The following is a 13483-nucleotide window of genomic DNA, read 5'->3' on the forward strand; positions in this document are numbered from 1 at the left end:
CAATCCGTGTAATTGAGTAACCATAATAGATTTATTTGACAGGTTTCATTTTGCGTGACACCATATTATCAAGTTATTACTAGTTACATGTATTTGACTAAATTCATGTCAAGAAAACACTTAAGCGCACCGCAGTTTAGGTTTGACACGAAATCTCATCCACATGTTTGCGGTCACAAACTCAATTGAAAGGTGTCATCATGTCGCAACCTAAGATTTATTATCGATACAGCAACGTCCATGGTCGTAATGTGTTTTACCGTGAAGCCGGTAATCCACAGTCTCCCAGCATAGTGCTATTGCATGGTTTTCCCAGCAGCTCACATATGTTTCGTGATCTGATTCCGGCACTGGCCGATCAGTTTCATGTCATTGCCCCAGACTACATTGGCTTTGGCCAATCGGATGCACCTTCGGCAACTGAGTTTGATTACACCTTCCATAACCTGACCGAGCACGTCAGCGGCCTGCTCGATCAGCTCGGCCTGAACGAATATGTCCTCTATATGCAAGACTATGGTGGCCCGATCGGTTTGCGGATTTTCAGCCAGCGCCCTGAGCAGGTAAAGGGTCTGGTGATTCAAAATGCCAATGCCTATATGGCGGGTGTGGGCGATGCCGCCAAGCAAGTCTTTTTGCCACTCTGGCAAGAACGTAATGCCACCACCGAAGCCGCAGCACGAACCTTTTTAAAAGCCGAAACCACCCAGTTTCAATATCTGGTTGGCGCGCAAGACCCGCAAGCCATTAGCCCCGACAACTGGGTAGTCGATCAGGCATTATTGGACCGCCCTGGCACCGATGCCTACCAGCTTGATTTGCTGGTCAACTACCAGACCAATGTGGCGCAATATGACAACTGGCATATCGCCTTGCGTCAGCATCAACCTAAAACCCTGTTGGTATGGGGCAAGCATGACCCCTTCTTTATTCCGGCTGGTGCCGAAGCCTTCTTAGAAGATTTGCCACAAGCCAAACTAGTCTGGCTGGATGGTGGGCATTTTGTGCTCGATGAACACACCCCAACTGTGGCAACCGAAATCAAGGCCATGTTTGCCATTTAATTTAATCGATAGGGCAAGTCGCTGCTCATGCACTTGATGAGCAGCGCGGCCAAGGACAAGTCATGACAACACTTCTTTACATCAAGGCATCACCGCGTGGTGAGCACTCCAAGTCGGCGGCGATTGCCGAGGCTTATCTCACCGAGGTACAAACTCTGCGCCCCGCTCTGCTGATTGATCGGCTTGATCTTGCACAAGTCAACTTGCCAGAATTTGATGGTAATAAAGCCGCTGCCAAAATGGCCGTCATTACCCAACAAGCGCATGATTCAGCCCAACAAAACGCCTGGCATGAGATCAAGTCACTTGCGCAACGCTTTATGGAGGCTGACTACTATGTATTGGCGGTGCCGATGTGGAATGGTGGCATTCCCTATAAGCTCAAGCACTATATTGATCTGATTCATCAACCTGGATTGCTGTTTGGGCTGGATCGCAGCACCGGCTATTTTGGACTACTCAAAAACAAACAAGCCACGCTGATACTCACCAGCGGAGCCTACTCACCGGCAATTCCTGCGCCCACCTTTGGCACCGACCATCATGGTACGTATTTAAGAGCCTGGTTAAACCAGGCGGGCGTAGTTGATATTGACGAGGTGCGCTTTCAGCCCACCCTACTGACCAGTGATCCTGAGGGCGACTTTAGCAAAGCACTTGCCGCTGCACAGGCAGCCGCCAAACACCTGTTTGAGAAAAATTAAAGATGGGTCGCCAGGTAGGCGGCGTTGAATTGACTCAGGTTTTAAATCCAGCGCCGCACCTTGGCGACATACGCCGAATAACGTTCACCAAAGCAGTTTTGCAATATCCGCTCTTCCGGCTGAATCTGAAAGCGCGTCATGTAGATCACATAGATCAATGGCCCGGCCAACAGCCACCATGACCATAAATAAGCAGCCAAAGCCAACAACCATAGCAATAAACCAAGATACATGGGATTGCGTGTCACCTGATACACACCGGTCGTCACCAATGCCGAGGCTTGCTCAGGTTTGAGCGGATTGGTGGTAGTCTGCGCCGCCCTAAAAGCCAATACCCCAAGCAGGCCAAATGTCACACCAACCACGACCAACACTATCACCACCGCATAACGCCAGGACGGTGCCAGGGTTTCTGTCGCCGTTATCGAAGTGCTCCTCCACATCAGCAAGGCGATCAGAACTGTCAGTAGCGGCGGCGGGATTTTGTGTTCGAGGAATGACATGGGTGTTAATTTGAATCTGATCCCATTTACTTATCAACCATGCAGGGCCGCTTCAATTGCGGCAATATCGATCTTGCTCATTTGCATCATTGCCTCGAAAGCGCGCTTGGCTGCGGCACGATCGGGATTGGTGATAGCCGCAGTCAGTGCGCGTGGTGTGATTTGCCATGACAGACCCCATTTGTCCCGGCACCAGCCGCAGGCACTCTCCTGGCCACCATTACCCACGATCGCGTTCCATAGACGGTCGGTTTCAGCCTGATCATCCGTTGCGATCTGGAACGAAAACGCCTCGTTGTGCTTAAACGTGGGGCCACCATTCAAGCCTAAACAGGGAATGCCAACCACAGTGAATTCGACTGTCAAGACATCCCCTTGTTTGCCCGCCGGATAGTCGGCAGGTGCTCGATAAATCGTGCCCACTGCACTGTCCGGAAACGTCTCAGCATAAAACTTTGCTGCATCCAGCGCGGTGCCATCGTACCAAAGGCAAATCGTATTTTTAGGAAGCATCGTGTATCTCCTTGAGTGACCGATTACGTGAATCTCATTACCTAAATAAATGGCAAATCGGTCAATAGTGCCAAGTGTTAAATAACGGTTGGTGGTTCTGTTGGCCTCCAGTCTTGAAGCTCAAGGAGGCCAAGACCGATCACATCCAATTAAGGAACCACCAGAACACCCCTGTGCAATCAGGATCCAATTCCTGATTTAGCCAACTCATCCGCAATATTTTGGTGCTCATAGGACGTAATCTCAAAGGGATTACCATCAGGATCAGTGAAATACAACGACCAGGAAAATTCATGATCAATGGCATTAACCTTGTATCCCAGGACAAAAGAAAGATGAGACTGCCATGCAAGAAACTCCACAGCCGAGGCACGAAAAGCCACGACAGAACGGCATTGCTCGGCTGGCCGTTCAAATAGTGCCAGATGAACACTACCAGAAGGATTGCCGATGGTTAGTGGACCACGCTCTGAAATTGAGCCTGCCAACTCGGACGTGCGCTGTAATCCCAGCACACGGGCGTACCACGCCGCCGCTAGCAAACGATTAACGACAAAGATATGAATATGATCAAGGCCTTCAAGATGTGGCATCGTATTTTCCTCCTGCGAATCAACCTGAATCCTATCCTACTTATTTGCTTCGGGAAGTCAGCAACCAGACCTTTTCTGTTGCGGCACACTTTCCTTTTAGTCCACCAGCCAGTTCACTACTTTGCAGCAGGTGTAAATCGTAAGCACCGGCATAATGCTGGGTGACTTCGGCCTGTGTTACCGAAAATGGTGGGCCGGCTTGCAGGTTTTGATCGTATTCATAGCAGATGAGTAGCTGCTTTGCCTGATGGGTTAGCGCGGTCAGATGGGCGCTGTAGCGCTCGCGCATGGGTGCTGGCAAGGCCACCAGTGCGGCACGATCATAAACCGCATCCACCTTACCAAGCATGCTACTAGTCAGGGCAAAAATATCACCCATGAAAATATCAATCCCGGTCTGGCTGTAATGTTGCAACGAACCCAGCGGCGCTATATTGGGCACGACACCCAGCTCATCAAACAACTGCTTAACAGCCAGCTCGCTCAGTTCGGCCCCGACCACCTGATAACCTTGCCCAAGCAGCCAGGCAATATCCCGGGTTTTACCGCACAAAGGCAAAAAGATCCGTGCTCCTGGTGCCAGTTTGAGCGCATGAATATGCTGCACCAGCAGAGGATTAACCTCGGCATTGTGAAAGGCAATCTCGTTCTTGTCCCATTTTTGCAGCCAGAAATCAGCGTCCATCAGCACTCCTCAATCAGAATCAAACACACCATTGTCTCTACCGATTGTCACACGATCAGGCAGACAGGATGCATGATCTGTGATTGGGGGTAAAGTTTTCCTGACCCCATTTTTCCTTGATGAAGGCGTACTTGCCACCGTGTCTTTGTCACAAGTGGCACAGACCGGTCCCGAGCAACAGGACACAACAGCAATGATAAAAATGCGAAATGCTTTCATGGGACAGGAAACCTGACTGTCACTGAGCCGATTGATGCTCAAGTGCTTGTGCGATTGGCTCGTACTCATAAGACGTTATCTCAAAAGGATTACCATCGGGATCGGTGAAGTAAAGTGACCAGGAAAAATCATAGTCAACCGCCTCGACCGCATGACCAAGGACTGCGCAGAGATGCGACCGCCAGACAAGAAACTCGGAGGCAGTAGCCCGAAAGGCCACTACCGAGCGGCACGTTTCTGCTGGACGCTCAAATAGCGCCAGATGAACCGTGCCGGAAGGATTGCCGATGGTCAGTGGGCCGCGCTCAGAGACCCAGCCTTCAAACTCTGGCGCGCGGTGCAACCCTAGTACCTGCGCGTACCACGCTTCTGATGCCAAACGATTAACGACAAAAATATGAATATGATCAAAACTTTCGAGACTGGGTGTCATAGGTTTCTCCGGTCTAATGTCATGAAGACAGATGTGAATAAATGGTCATCATATATCTGACGTGTTTGGCATTGATGATTTCAATCACGGGCGGCTGATCCAGTTTGCATCGTCGAATGGGATGTCTGCCGGGCGACTTCAGCAGCAAAGCTTCGATAAGAATGCAGTGGACGCCCCAGAATTTTGCTCAGACGTTCGACATCACCAGCCTCCGGGATCATCCCATCGCTGACATAGCGTTCTGCCATCAGGCGCATCTCATAAGCCGTCCACTTTGGCATGAAGGTCGCCAGATTCTGCTCGAAGATGGTGGGATCATCGCCACCATAGGCAATTTGACGTCCTAATACATCTGACCAGACCGCTGCCACGTCTGAGCCAGTCAGTGTATCAGGGCCAACCAGATTGATGGTTTCGATCGGCAGCTTGCCTGGTGCCTGTTCACGACAGATCAGCTCAATCGCAGCAATTTCGGCAATGTCACGGGTATCAACCATGGCAACACCTTTGCTGCCGATTGGCATCGGATAGACACCGTAGTTGAGGATGGTATCTTTGATCATGAGCTCGTTGTCAATGAAGTAAGCAGGACGCAGAATCGTGGCGCTGAAACCCATCTGCTCGATCATTCGCTCAGCGCCCAGTTTCACTGCAAAATGCGGCACATTCACAAAGCGGTCACTATGGATCACCGAAAGATAGACAACCCGTTTGACACCGGATTCAAGGGCAATGTTCAGCGTGATCAGTGCCTGCGTGAATTCGTCTGCCGCGACGGCATTGAGCAGAAAGAATGTGCTCACGCCAGAAAATGCGGCACGGAGCGAATCAATATCAAGCAAATCACCTTGTACGACTTCTACATTCGCTGAAAAACCGGTCTTGGAGGGATTGCGGACCAGAACACGCACTTTGGCGCCGCGCTTGACTAATTGCTGAACGACTTGATGACCAACACGACCTGTGGCACCGATAACAAGAATCGTCATGATTATTCTCCTGAATAGAGGTTGAAAGGAGTTTGTATATTAGATATTCCAAAAATGAAGTGATAGCCCATATAATTGAACACATCGTCTCACCTATGGAACACCATGGACCTGCTTGCCCTTGCTGATTTCAATCTTGTCGCCAAGCACGGCGGATTTGGACGAGGTGCACGTGCTGCGGGCCGTCCCAAAGCCACGTTGTCGCGCCGAGTCGCCGAACTGGAAAGTGATCTTGGCCTGCGCTTGCTCGAACGCGGCTCGCGTGTCCTGAAACTCACCCAGGAAGGCCGTGCACTGCATGAGCGGACAGGGGCATTACTGGCTGAACTCGACGAGGTGGTGACCGCAATCACTGCGGGTGGGGAAACACCGCGCGGTCAATTACGAATCAGCGCGCCGCTGCTTTTTTCGCAGGCGACGATGGGCAAACTAGCTGCAGGATTTGCTTTGAAATTTCCTTCAGTCAAACTTGAAGTGACGACCGAAGACCGTTCAGTCGATATGGTTGAGGAAGGTTATGATCTGGTGATCCGGATTAATCCAGACCCGGATGCAAGCCTGGTCGGGCGGATATTCTTGCGTGATCGGCTGATCGTTGTCGCCCATCCTGATTTTATTCGACCGAATAACCACTCACCAGTCCCAGCCATCGTGCGCGGCACCGGTGATCGGGAAACAACCTGGAACGTGACAACATCAACGATTGCCATTGAGCCAATCCTTTGTTTGTCATCGCTCTTCATGATTCGTGATGCAGTACGGCAAGGCGCTGGCATTGCACGTCTGCCCTTGTCACTGGTCAGTCATGATCTGGCCGCCGGAATATTCACTAGCTGGGGCAACCTGGATGGACCGGATATCGAACTATGGGCCCTTTATCCATCACGCCGACTGCTGAGTCCTCGCGTATCCGCTTTCCTCAGCTACTTGAAGGAAGCCTTCCCAATGGGCACATCGGATGAGCTGGCCGCCTACGTTGCCGAAAAATGATGAATCATCCTTGCGGTATCACTCAAGCCCGGAATTGCGTGCAACATGCAGTATTTCATCTTGCAGCGCGGATAAAATTTAATCTTCAAACATCTATTCTGGTGGATAGACCGTCCAAGATGAGAGAAAGTCGGGATCAACAACGACTTCATCGCTACCCTTGAGCGGATATTGACCCGGATTAGCCGGTTGCAGGCGAGAAAGATCGGGCGGCAAGCGCCGTTCTTCATTGGAACCACTTAAGCGCAGGATGATGCCGTCAAATCGACTGGCACTGATGATCTCGCCATGAAACTGCTTTTGCTCAAGCACCTTTTCACTGCGGCTGCGATACGTCACATCAACCAGAACGTGCTTGCCAATCACAGCCTGCGCCTTCTCATCGTCAAAATTGGGTCCCCAGTCGTTGGATGTGGTTTTGGTCATGGATGGCTTATTTCAGTTTGAAAGATTGCGTCATATTAATTGAAGGGTTAAGAAGCAGTGAGTTAATCTAACTTTGACCCGGTTTATGCTATTTTTTTTGTTTCTTATTGGATTTATCTTCAGTAGTGGAGACAGTTGCGAACTCAATAAAATGCATTAACTTCTTCACATCTTTTGTAATCCTTTCATGCATCTCACCACTGTGATTATTTGAATCAAATATAGTCTTGACAGAATATCGTATCGGATGAAACTTTGGTTTCCGGCCATTAATCAGCAACTCCTGCAATACTTTGTGAAGCTGTAGAAGAAACGTGGTTAGTTTCCAAATTTCTTCTACTTTGCCTGCAGCATACAGAGCATTAACTTCATCTCTGTCTTGTTTTTCTCGATGAGCCAAGTACTTGTGACGTACAGGCTTGATCGCACGATCATATATTTCTCTATAAGCAGCCACTTTCACTCGAATTTTTTCTACATCCTTTTTTGTAGGGTAATAAGCATTTTGAATGTAGTCGGCAAGCCAAGGAGGATCTTCTAAATGACCGTCTTTCTTTCTGCTGATCAGTGCTGGGCTTTGGAATATTTCAATATTTTTCTCCATTGCATCTAATAGAGCTGAAATATTATATTTTGAGGAGGTATCAAATATTCGACCAAGGGAGATGTAAGCACTAGACTGTAATGCTGCACTACATGATATCCAAAACAATGGCGTGTTATTTAGTTTACTTAAAAGTACCTTAGATTTAGATGCAGCATGATTAATTGCCATGTCTGCATAGAAGAATCTTGCTACAGTGCTTGCTTCATGGCGCAGATTCTCAAGTTGAACCGTGAAATCTCTATGCTTACTCATATAGCAGTCGCCCTCTAATGAATGTTAAGCAATTTTAGTTTCATTTAACAACTAGGCAAATTATCTTTGCATCTAACCGTAGACTAGTCATGCTCGCCCGAATAGAGTTCTTTTGCCATTGAGAATTTATCAGCTTTACCGTGTCCCATTTGAGTAATCGGGCTAATCATTCTTGAAGTTAGACGCAGGATGCAAAAATGCGTCATCTCCATACGCACGAAGAACTTGCGAAATCACAACTTGATATCCATTAAGCCATTTGGCTTGAGCAGCCTTAGCTTCTAAATGCTTGGGGTGTTTGATTAATTCTTGGAGGCCTTCCATCGTTTCCCAATAATACACATTTGAAATACGACCGGTTTGGGGATTCTCCCAAGCCTCTTCACCAAGGTAGCCAACAGATTCTTTAGCAACTTCCGCAATGATCTGGTCGAGTTTGTAAAACTCTTCGTCATACTGTTTCTTCTCAAAAATAAATGTTGCTGAATACATGAGGCTCTCAATGATGGCTAATGAAATTTCCAAATATAGGTAAAAAAACTACGTTTTTTCCTATACAACTCGTGATTGAACAGCAACCATTGTAACCATGCACTTGACTACATTAGTTAATTTTTCCGGTCTATAAAAAGCCTGATCACAAACACCTAATTGAATCCGTTTGAAGTATTCGTTGGCTTATATAAACACTGGATCTAATCATGCCATTGATATTTGAATACTCAACAAAACTTAAATACCAAACACCCACCTAGCCAACCGCTTTTACAGGCTTTAATTGATGCGAATCCCTCGCCAGACTGACATTTCAGCAGCACAATAAAACATGCAATTTTAAGCCATTTTTAAGGAGTATGCTTAAAAATAGCCTTATTATGTGCGTATATATTATGCCTTTAAAAATACCCTACCCTACTATATAAGTCTTAATTGGCGGAGGCTTCACCCAGCAGACGGATGGCGAGTGCGGTGGCGGCGGAGCGGGATTCGACGCCTTGCTTGACGTAGACGTGTTCGAGATGTTTGTTGACGGTACGGGGGCTGATGCCGAGGATGTCGGCGACGTCGCGGTTGCTTTTGCCGCGTGATATCCAGAACAGCACTTCGGCTTCGCGCAGGGTGAGTGCAAACTGCTGTTGCAGGCGCACGATGCCCTGCTTTTCTTTGTGTTCACCTTCGGCGAGTTGTACGGTAAGCAGATGTTCACTGCTGACCTGGTTACCCAGTCGTTGCAGGCGGCGCAGGCTTAATATTTGATGGTTAAAGTTAATCGTCAGGGGCAAGGTGGCCGATTCAAGATGGGTGCCGGTTAACCATTGCACCACGTCTTCGGGCAATTGCCGTGGCGCATTGGCTTCGAGCAAATCGAGGTTCATGAGCTTTTGGGCAGCGGGCGTGGCCCAGAGCAATTCACCATCCAGGCTCACTGATAGCACTGGCTTGGCCGAATGGTCGAGCGCGGCCAAGGAACGGCTGGCTTGTCTGGCATTACGCAAATGGACGCGCATGCGCGCCAGCAGTTCATTGGGTGAAATGGGTTTGGTGAGGTAATCAATGCCGCCACTTTCCAGCCCTTTGACGATGTGCTCGGTCTCATTCAAACCGGTCATGAAGATAATGGGCGTGTGTATAGCTACTCCGGCTTTTAAGCGTTTACAGGTTTCAAAACCATCCATGCCGGGCATGAGTGCGTCGAGCAAGATCACATCGGGCAACATTTGTTCAACGGTACTCAAGGCACTTTCGCCATCGAGTGCCACCAGCACCGTCATGCCTGCTGACTCGAGCGCAGCCGTCACAAAATGCAGAGTTTCGGGGTTATCGTCAACGACTAGCACAATCGACTTGTCCATGCCCTGCTGTACTGCTTTATCACGCGCTTGCAACTTGAATTCTCCTGCACCACCGGGTTTACTGTTCGGGCTGGCGAGTGGCGTCCAGACATTGAATGAAAGCTTTGAGGCGAAAATGGCTGACATGATCTTCCAGTTCATCTAAATACAAATGGGCGTGTGGCAGGCTGTGGCGCAAGGCCGCCAGCTTGTCACGAATGGCACGCACATGGCCAATCTGGGCCAGTGCCTTGAGTTCGGTCACATCATCTTCAGCCAGACGGCTGATGCTGATTTCAGCGGCACCGGCGGGCAGCAGGTCGGCATGCTGGGTTTCGGTGAGCCAATTAAAATTTAAATGTTTGCGTACCAGTTGCAGGAGCTGCGGCAAATCCACCGGCTTGACCAGAAAATCCTGAATCATCGTGGTATCGGCAGCGCGATGCTGGCTTTCAAACACATTGGCCGAGACCAGCACAATCGGCACGCGTTCATTGCCCAATGCACGCAGTTCGCGTGCCACGCTCCAGCCATCGCGCCCGGGCATGGCTATGTCGAGCAGGAGCAAGTCGGGCTGCACGGCTTGCGCCAGCTCCAAGGCTTGTGCGCCATCACTGGCCAGTACCAGCGTAAAGCCGAGCGGGCTGAGCACATCCTGCATCAGCCGGCGGTGGTCTTCATCATCATCGGCCACCAGAATGGTTTTACGGCTGCCTTCATAACCCACAATGCGGCTTTGTGGTGGCAGGGTTTGCGGCGGATTGGCTTCCACCGAAAACATCAGCTTGACCTTGAAGGTACTGCCCCTGCCTACTGCACTTTCCACCGTCAGCTCACCGCCCATCAGGTGCGTCAGCAGCTTGGCAATCGTCAAACCCAAACCGGTACCTGCCACACCCGCGGCAGCCTGACCACGTTCAAACGGGTTGAAGATATTGTTCAGCTCATTGGCAGCAATGCCGGGGCCGGTATCGATAATTTCAAAGATGGTCAGTTGCCGTTGATGCGTGACACGCAACAGCACTTTGCCCTTCTCGGTAAACTTGATGGCATTGGACAAGAGGTTGATCAAAATCTGGCGCAGGCGTTTTTCATCGGTGCGTACTGCTTCCGGTAAATTACCGTTGATCTCCAGACTGAAGCCAATGCCACGCGCATGGGCCTGCAACTCAAACATGCGCACCAGGTGGTCAATGTAGTCCCGCAGGATGATGGTGTCACGACTGAGCATGAGCTTGCCCGCTTCAATCTTGGCAATATCGAGCAGGCCATCAATCAGGCCGGACAGATGATCACCACTACGCCTAATCACCGAGATGGCATCACGATGCACACTCGGTATACCGTCATCCTGTGAAAGCAATTGCGCATAACCCATGATGGCATTGAGCGGCGTGCGCAGCTCGTGGCTGATGCCCGACATATAACGGCTCTTGGCCAGGTTGGCGGCTTCGGCAACTTCTTTGGCATGCTTGAGCGCGGCGTCGGTTTTTTTGTGGGCGTCAATTTCTTTCATGAGCAAGGCATTTTGCCGGGTCGATTCTTCCTGCGCCACCTTGCGGCTTTCCTGCGCCAAAATAAATAACCAGGCCACCACACCGACAATCAAAAACAGAATAAAAAACACCTTGAGCAAGGGTTGAATCACTTCACTGGCCGCGGGATTGAGCAAAGTCTCCTGAAAATAGACCAGCCCAAACACGCTCATCAACAGCAGGCTGGACAGGATAAACACACCCAGATAATGCCCCAACCGCGAGTCGAGCATGGTGACCGCACGCGGTGGCAAAAACAGGTTGAAGAAGGTAATCAGTTGCTCGTGCAGCTTTGCATTTTTTTTGCAACTGTCTTCACAACGCACATCCAGCGAGCAGCACAAGGAACAGATCGGCCCCGAATAAGCCGGACAATGGGCCATGTCTTCCGGCTCAAACTTGTGACGGCAAACACAGCACAAAATCATGCTGCGGCCTTGCCAGTCGGTCCGTGATTGCCGCGCCAGGTAATAGCGCCCTTTGGTCACATAGGCAATCAACGGCGCCAATGCAATCGACACACCCAGGGCAATAAACGGCGACAAGGCCTGCGCCTCACTGCCCCAAAAACCGACATAGGCCATCATCGAGCACAAGGCTGCAATACCCATTGCGCCAACCCCCACCGGGTTGATGTCATATAAATGCGCGCGTTTGAATTCAATGCCCGGCGGGCTCAACCCCAAGGGTTTGTTGATGACCAGATCGGCAAAGATGGCACCGACCCAGGCAATCGCCACATTGGCATAAAAGCCGAGTGTGGCTTCCAGCGCTTTAAAGATACCCAGTTCCATGAGCATCAGCGCAATTGCCACATTGAATACCAGCCACACGACGCGTCCCGGATGGCTATGGGTAAGCCGAGCAAAAAAATTGGACCAGGCAATCGAGCCCGCATAGGCATTGGTCACATTGATCTTCAACTGGGACAAAACCACAAACACACCGGTGACCAGCAAGGCCATTTCAGGCGAAGTGAACACATATTTGAAGGCCACAAAATACATTTGCGTCGGCTCGGCCACTTTGTCGATGGGGACTTCATGTTGCAAACATAAAAACAATAAAAACGAGCCGGCCAACAATTTGAGAATACCCAGCAAGATCCAGCCCGGCCCCGCACTGATGAGGGCCACCCACCAGGTAGTGCGGCTCAGTTGTGTGGCCGGGCGCGGTAAAAAGCGCAAGAAGTCGACCTGCTCACCAATTTGCGCGACCAATGAAAACACCACCGCCGAGGCCGCACCAAACAGCATGAGATTAAAGCTGCCGGCCGATTCACCATGTCGGCCAGTAAAGCTGGTCCAGTCGGTAAAAGCACTGGGCAGGCGCATGGCAATCACCACAAACGGCAAAAGCATCAGGATCAGCCAGAGCGGCTGTGTCCACATTTGAAATTTACTGATCAGCGTAATACCGTGGGTGACCAGCGGGATGACCAGCAAGGCGCTGATCACATAGCCAATCCATAAGGGAATACCGGCGCACATTTCAAAGGCCAGCGCCATGATGGCGGCCTCAATCGCAAAAAAGATAAAGGTAAACGAGGCGTAGATCAGCGAAGTAATGGTGGAGCCAATATAGCCAAAGCCTGCTCCCCGTGTGAGCAAATCCATATCCACGCCATACTTGGCCGCATAAAAACTCACTGGCAAGCTGGTGATGAAGATGACCAGACCCACCACCAGAATCGCCCAGAAGGCATTGGTAAAACCATAGTTGAGCGTGATGGCGCCACCAATCGCTTCGAGTGCCAGAAATGAAATCGAACCGATGGCCGTGTTGGCCACCCGCCATGCCGACCATTGCCGCGCTCCTTTGGCGGTAAAACGCAGGGCGTAATCTTCCAGCGTCTGATTGGCGACCCAACGATTGTATTCACGACGAAAACGAAGAATCTTTTGCGTTCCGGGCATGGCTGATGACAACTCTTGTGATGGATTCAATAAAAAGCCAGACAGGTCAGCACGCAGTGACCACTTCTTTGCCACGGTAAATACCTTTCAAACTGGTGCAACCGCCAGCCCACTGCGCTTTGATAGTGCGCTGACTTTGCAAGACTCAGCACCAATTCGTGCATCAGACCTGTTTGAATGACTGCTTAGTGCAGTGCGCTAAACACCACAGGCCGCACAATC

The 13483-nt window shown here is 50.2% G+C and carries 14 protein-coding genes; 3 read left to right on the forward strand and 11 right to left on the reverse strand.

Annotated elements, in window-relative coordinates; all coding sequences use genetic code 11:
• Positions 1–200: 200 nt before the first annotated feature.
• Complete coding sequence (locus ACMYR3_RS07895) at positions 201–1064, forward strand: alpha/beta fold hydrolase (RefSeq protein ID WP_424196157.1); 864 nt, start codon at positions 201–203, stop codon at positions 1062–1064.
• A 62-nt stretch (positions 1065–1126) separates the two neighbouring features.
• Positions 1127–1768, forward strand: coding sequence for an FMN-dependent NADH-azoreductase (locus tag ACMYR3_RS07900; protein ID WP_424196159.1), 642 nt, complete (start codon positions 1127–1129; stop codon positions 1766–1768).
• Positions 1769–1809: 41 nt separating this feature from the next.
• Here ACMYR3_RS07900 and ACMYR3_RS07905 read toward each other — a convergent pair whose 3' ends face one another.
• From ACMYR3_RS07905 to ACMYR3_RS07930, 6 genes are all read right to left on the reverse strand, one after another.
• The gene (locus tag ACMYR3_RS07905; RefSeq protein ID WP_424196161.1) at positions 1810–2271 is read right to left on the reverse strand and encodes a methyltransferase family protein; all 462 of its coding nucleotides are present in this window, start codon (positions 2269–2271) and stop codon (positions 1810–1812) included.
• Between the two features lie 33 nt (positions 2272–2304).
• On the reverse strand, positions 2305–2784 hold the full coding sequence (locus tag ACMYR3_RS07910; RefSeq protein ID WP_424196163.1) for a VOC family protein: 480 nt from the start codon (positions 2782–2784) through the stop codon (positions 2305–2307).
• A gap of 179 nt (positions 2785–2963) precedes the next feature.
• Complete coding sequence (locus ACMYR3_RS07915; RefSeq protein ID WP_424196165.1) at positions 2964–3377, reverse strand: VOC family protein; 414 nt, start codon at positions 3375–3377, stop codon at positions 2964–2966.
• A 40-nt stretch (positions 3378–3417) separates the two neighbouring features.
• Positions 3418–4062: a thiopurine S-methyltransferase gene (gene tmpT, locus ACMYR3_RS07920; protein ID WP_424196167.1), complete on the reverse strand. Its 645-nt coding sequence runs from the start codon at positions 4060–4062 to the stop codon at positions 3418–3420.
• Positions 4063–4300: 238 nt separating this feature from the next.
• Positions 4301–4714: a VOC family protein gene (locus ACMYR3_RS07925; RefSeq protein ID WP_424196169.1), complete on the reverse strand. Its 414-nt coding sequence runs from the start codon at positions 4712–4714 to the stop codon at positions 4301–4303.
• Positions 4715–4794: 80 nt separating this feature from the next.
• Positions 4795–5703, reverse strand: coding sequence for an SDR family oxidoreductase (locus tag ACMYR3_RS07930; RefSeq protein ID WP_424196171.1), 909 nt, complete (start codon positions 5701–5703; stop codon positions 4795–4797).
• A gap of 105 nt (positions 5704–5808) precedes the next feature.
• Here ACMYR3_RS07930 and ACMYR3_RS07935 point away from each other — a divergent pair, with 105 nt between their 5' ends.
• Complete coding sequence (locus tag ACMYR3_RS07935) at positions 5809–6693, forward strand: LysR family transcriptional regulator (RefSeq protein ID WP_424196173.1); 885 nt, start codon at positions 5809–5811, stop codon at positions 6691–6693.
• 93 nt (positions 6694–6786) lie between these two features.
• Here ACMYR3_RS07935 and ACMYR3_RS07940 read toward each other — a convergent pair whose 3' ends face one another.
• The 5 genes from ACMYR3_RS07940 to ACMYR3_RS07960 all read right to left on the reverse strand — a co-directional run bounded on the left by ACMYR3_RS07940 (position 6787) and on the right by ACMYR3_RS07960 (position 13336).
• Entirely contained in the window at positions 6787–7119 is a 333-nt protein-coding gene (locus ACMYR3_RS07940; RefSeq protein WP_424196175.1) for a hypothetical protein, read from the reverse strand.
• Positions 7120–7207: 88 nt separating this feature from the next.
• Positions 7208–7978 (reverse strand): transposase, encoded by a 771-nt coding sequence (locus ACMYR3_RS07945; protein ID WP_424196177.1) that lies wholly within the window; start codon positions 7976–7978, stop codon positions 7208–7210.
• Positions 7979–8140: 162 nt separating this feature from the next.
• A complete protein-coding gene (locus tag ACMYR3_RS07950; protein WP_424196179.1) occupies positions 8141–8470 on the reverse strand; it encodes an antibiotic biosynthesis monooxygenase family protein in 330 nt (109 codons plus the stop codon).
• Positions 8471–8904: 434 nt separating this feature from the next.
• Complete coding sequence (locus ACMYR3_RS07955) at positions 8905–9957, reverse strand: response regulator (protein WP_424196181.1); 1053 nt, start codon at positions 9955–9957, stop codon at positions 8905–8907.
• A complete protein-coding gene (locus tag ACMYR3_RS07960; RefSeq protein ID WP_424196183.1) occupies positions 9890–13336 on the reverse strand; it encodes a hybrid sensor histidine kinase/response regulator in 3447 nt (1148 codons plus the stop codon). The genes ACMYR3_RS07955 and ACMYR3_RS07960 overlap by 68 nt, the downstream gene beginning before the upstream one ends.
• Between the last annotated feature and the right edge of the window lie 147 nt (positions 13337–13483).

The organism is Ampullimonas aquatilis, from assembly GCF_049675895.1.
GTDB classification, from domain to species: Bacteria; Pseudomonadota; Gammaproteobacteria; order Burkholderiales; family Burkholderiaceae_D; genus Ampullimonas; species Ampullimonas aquatilis.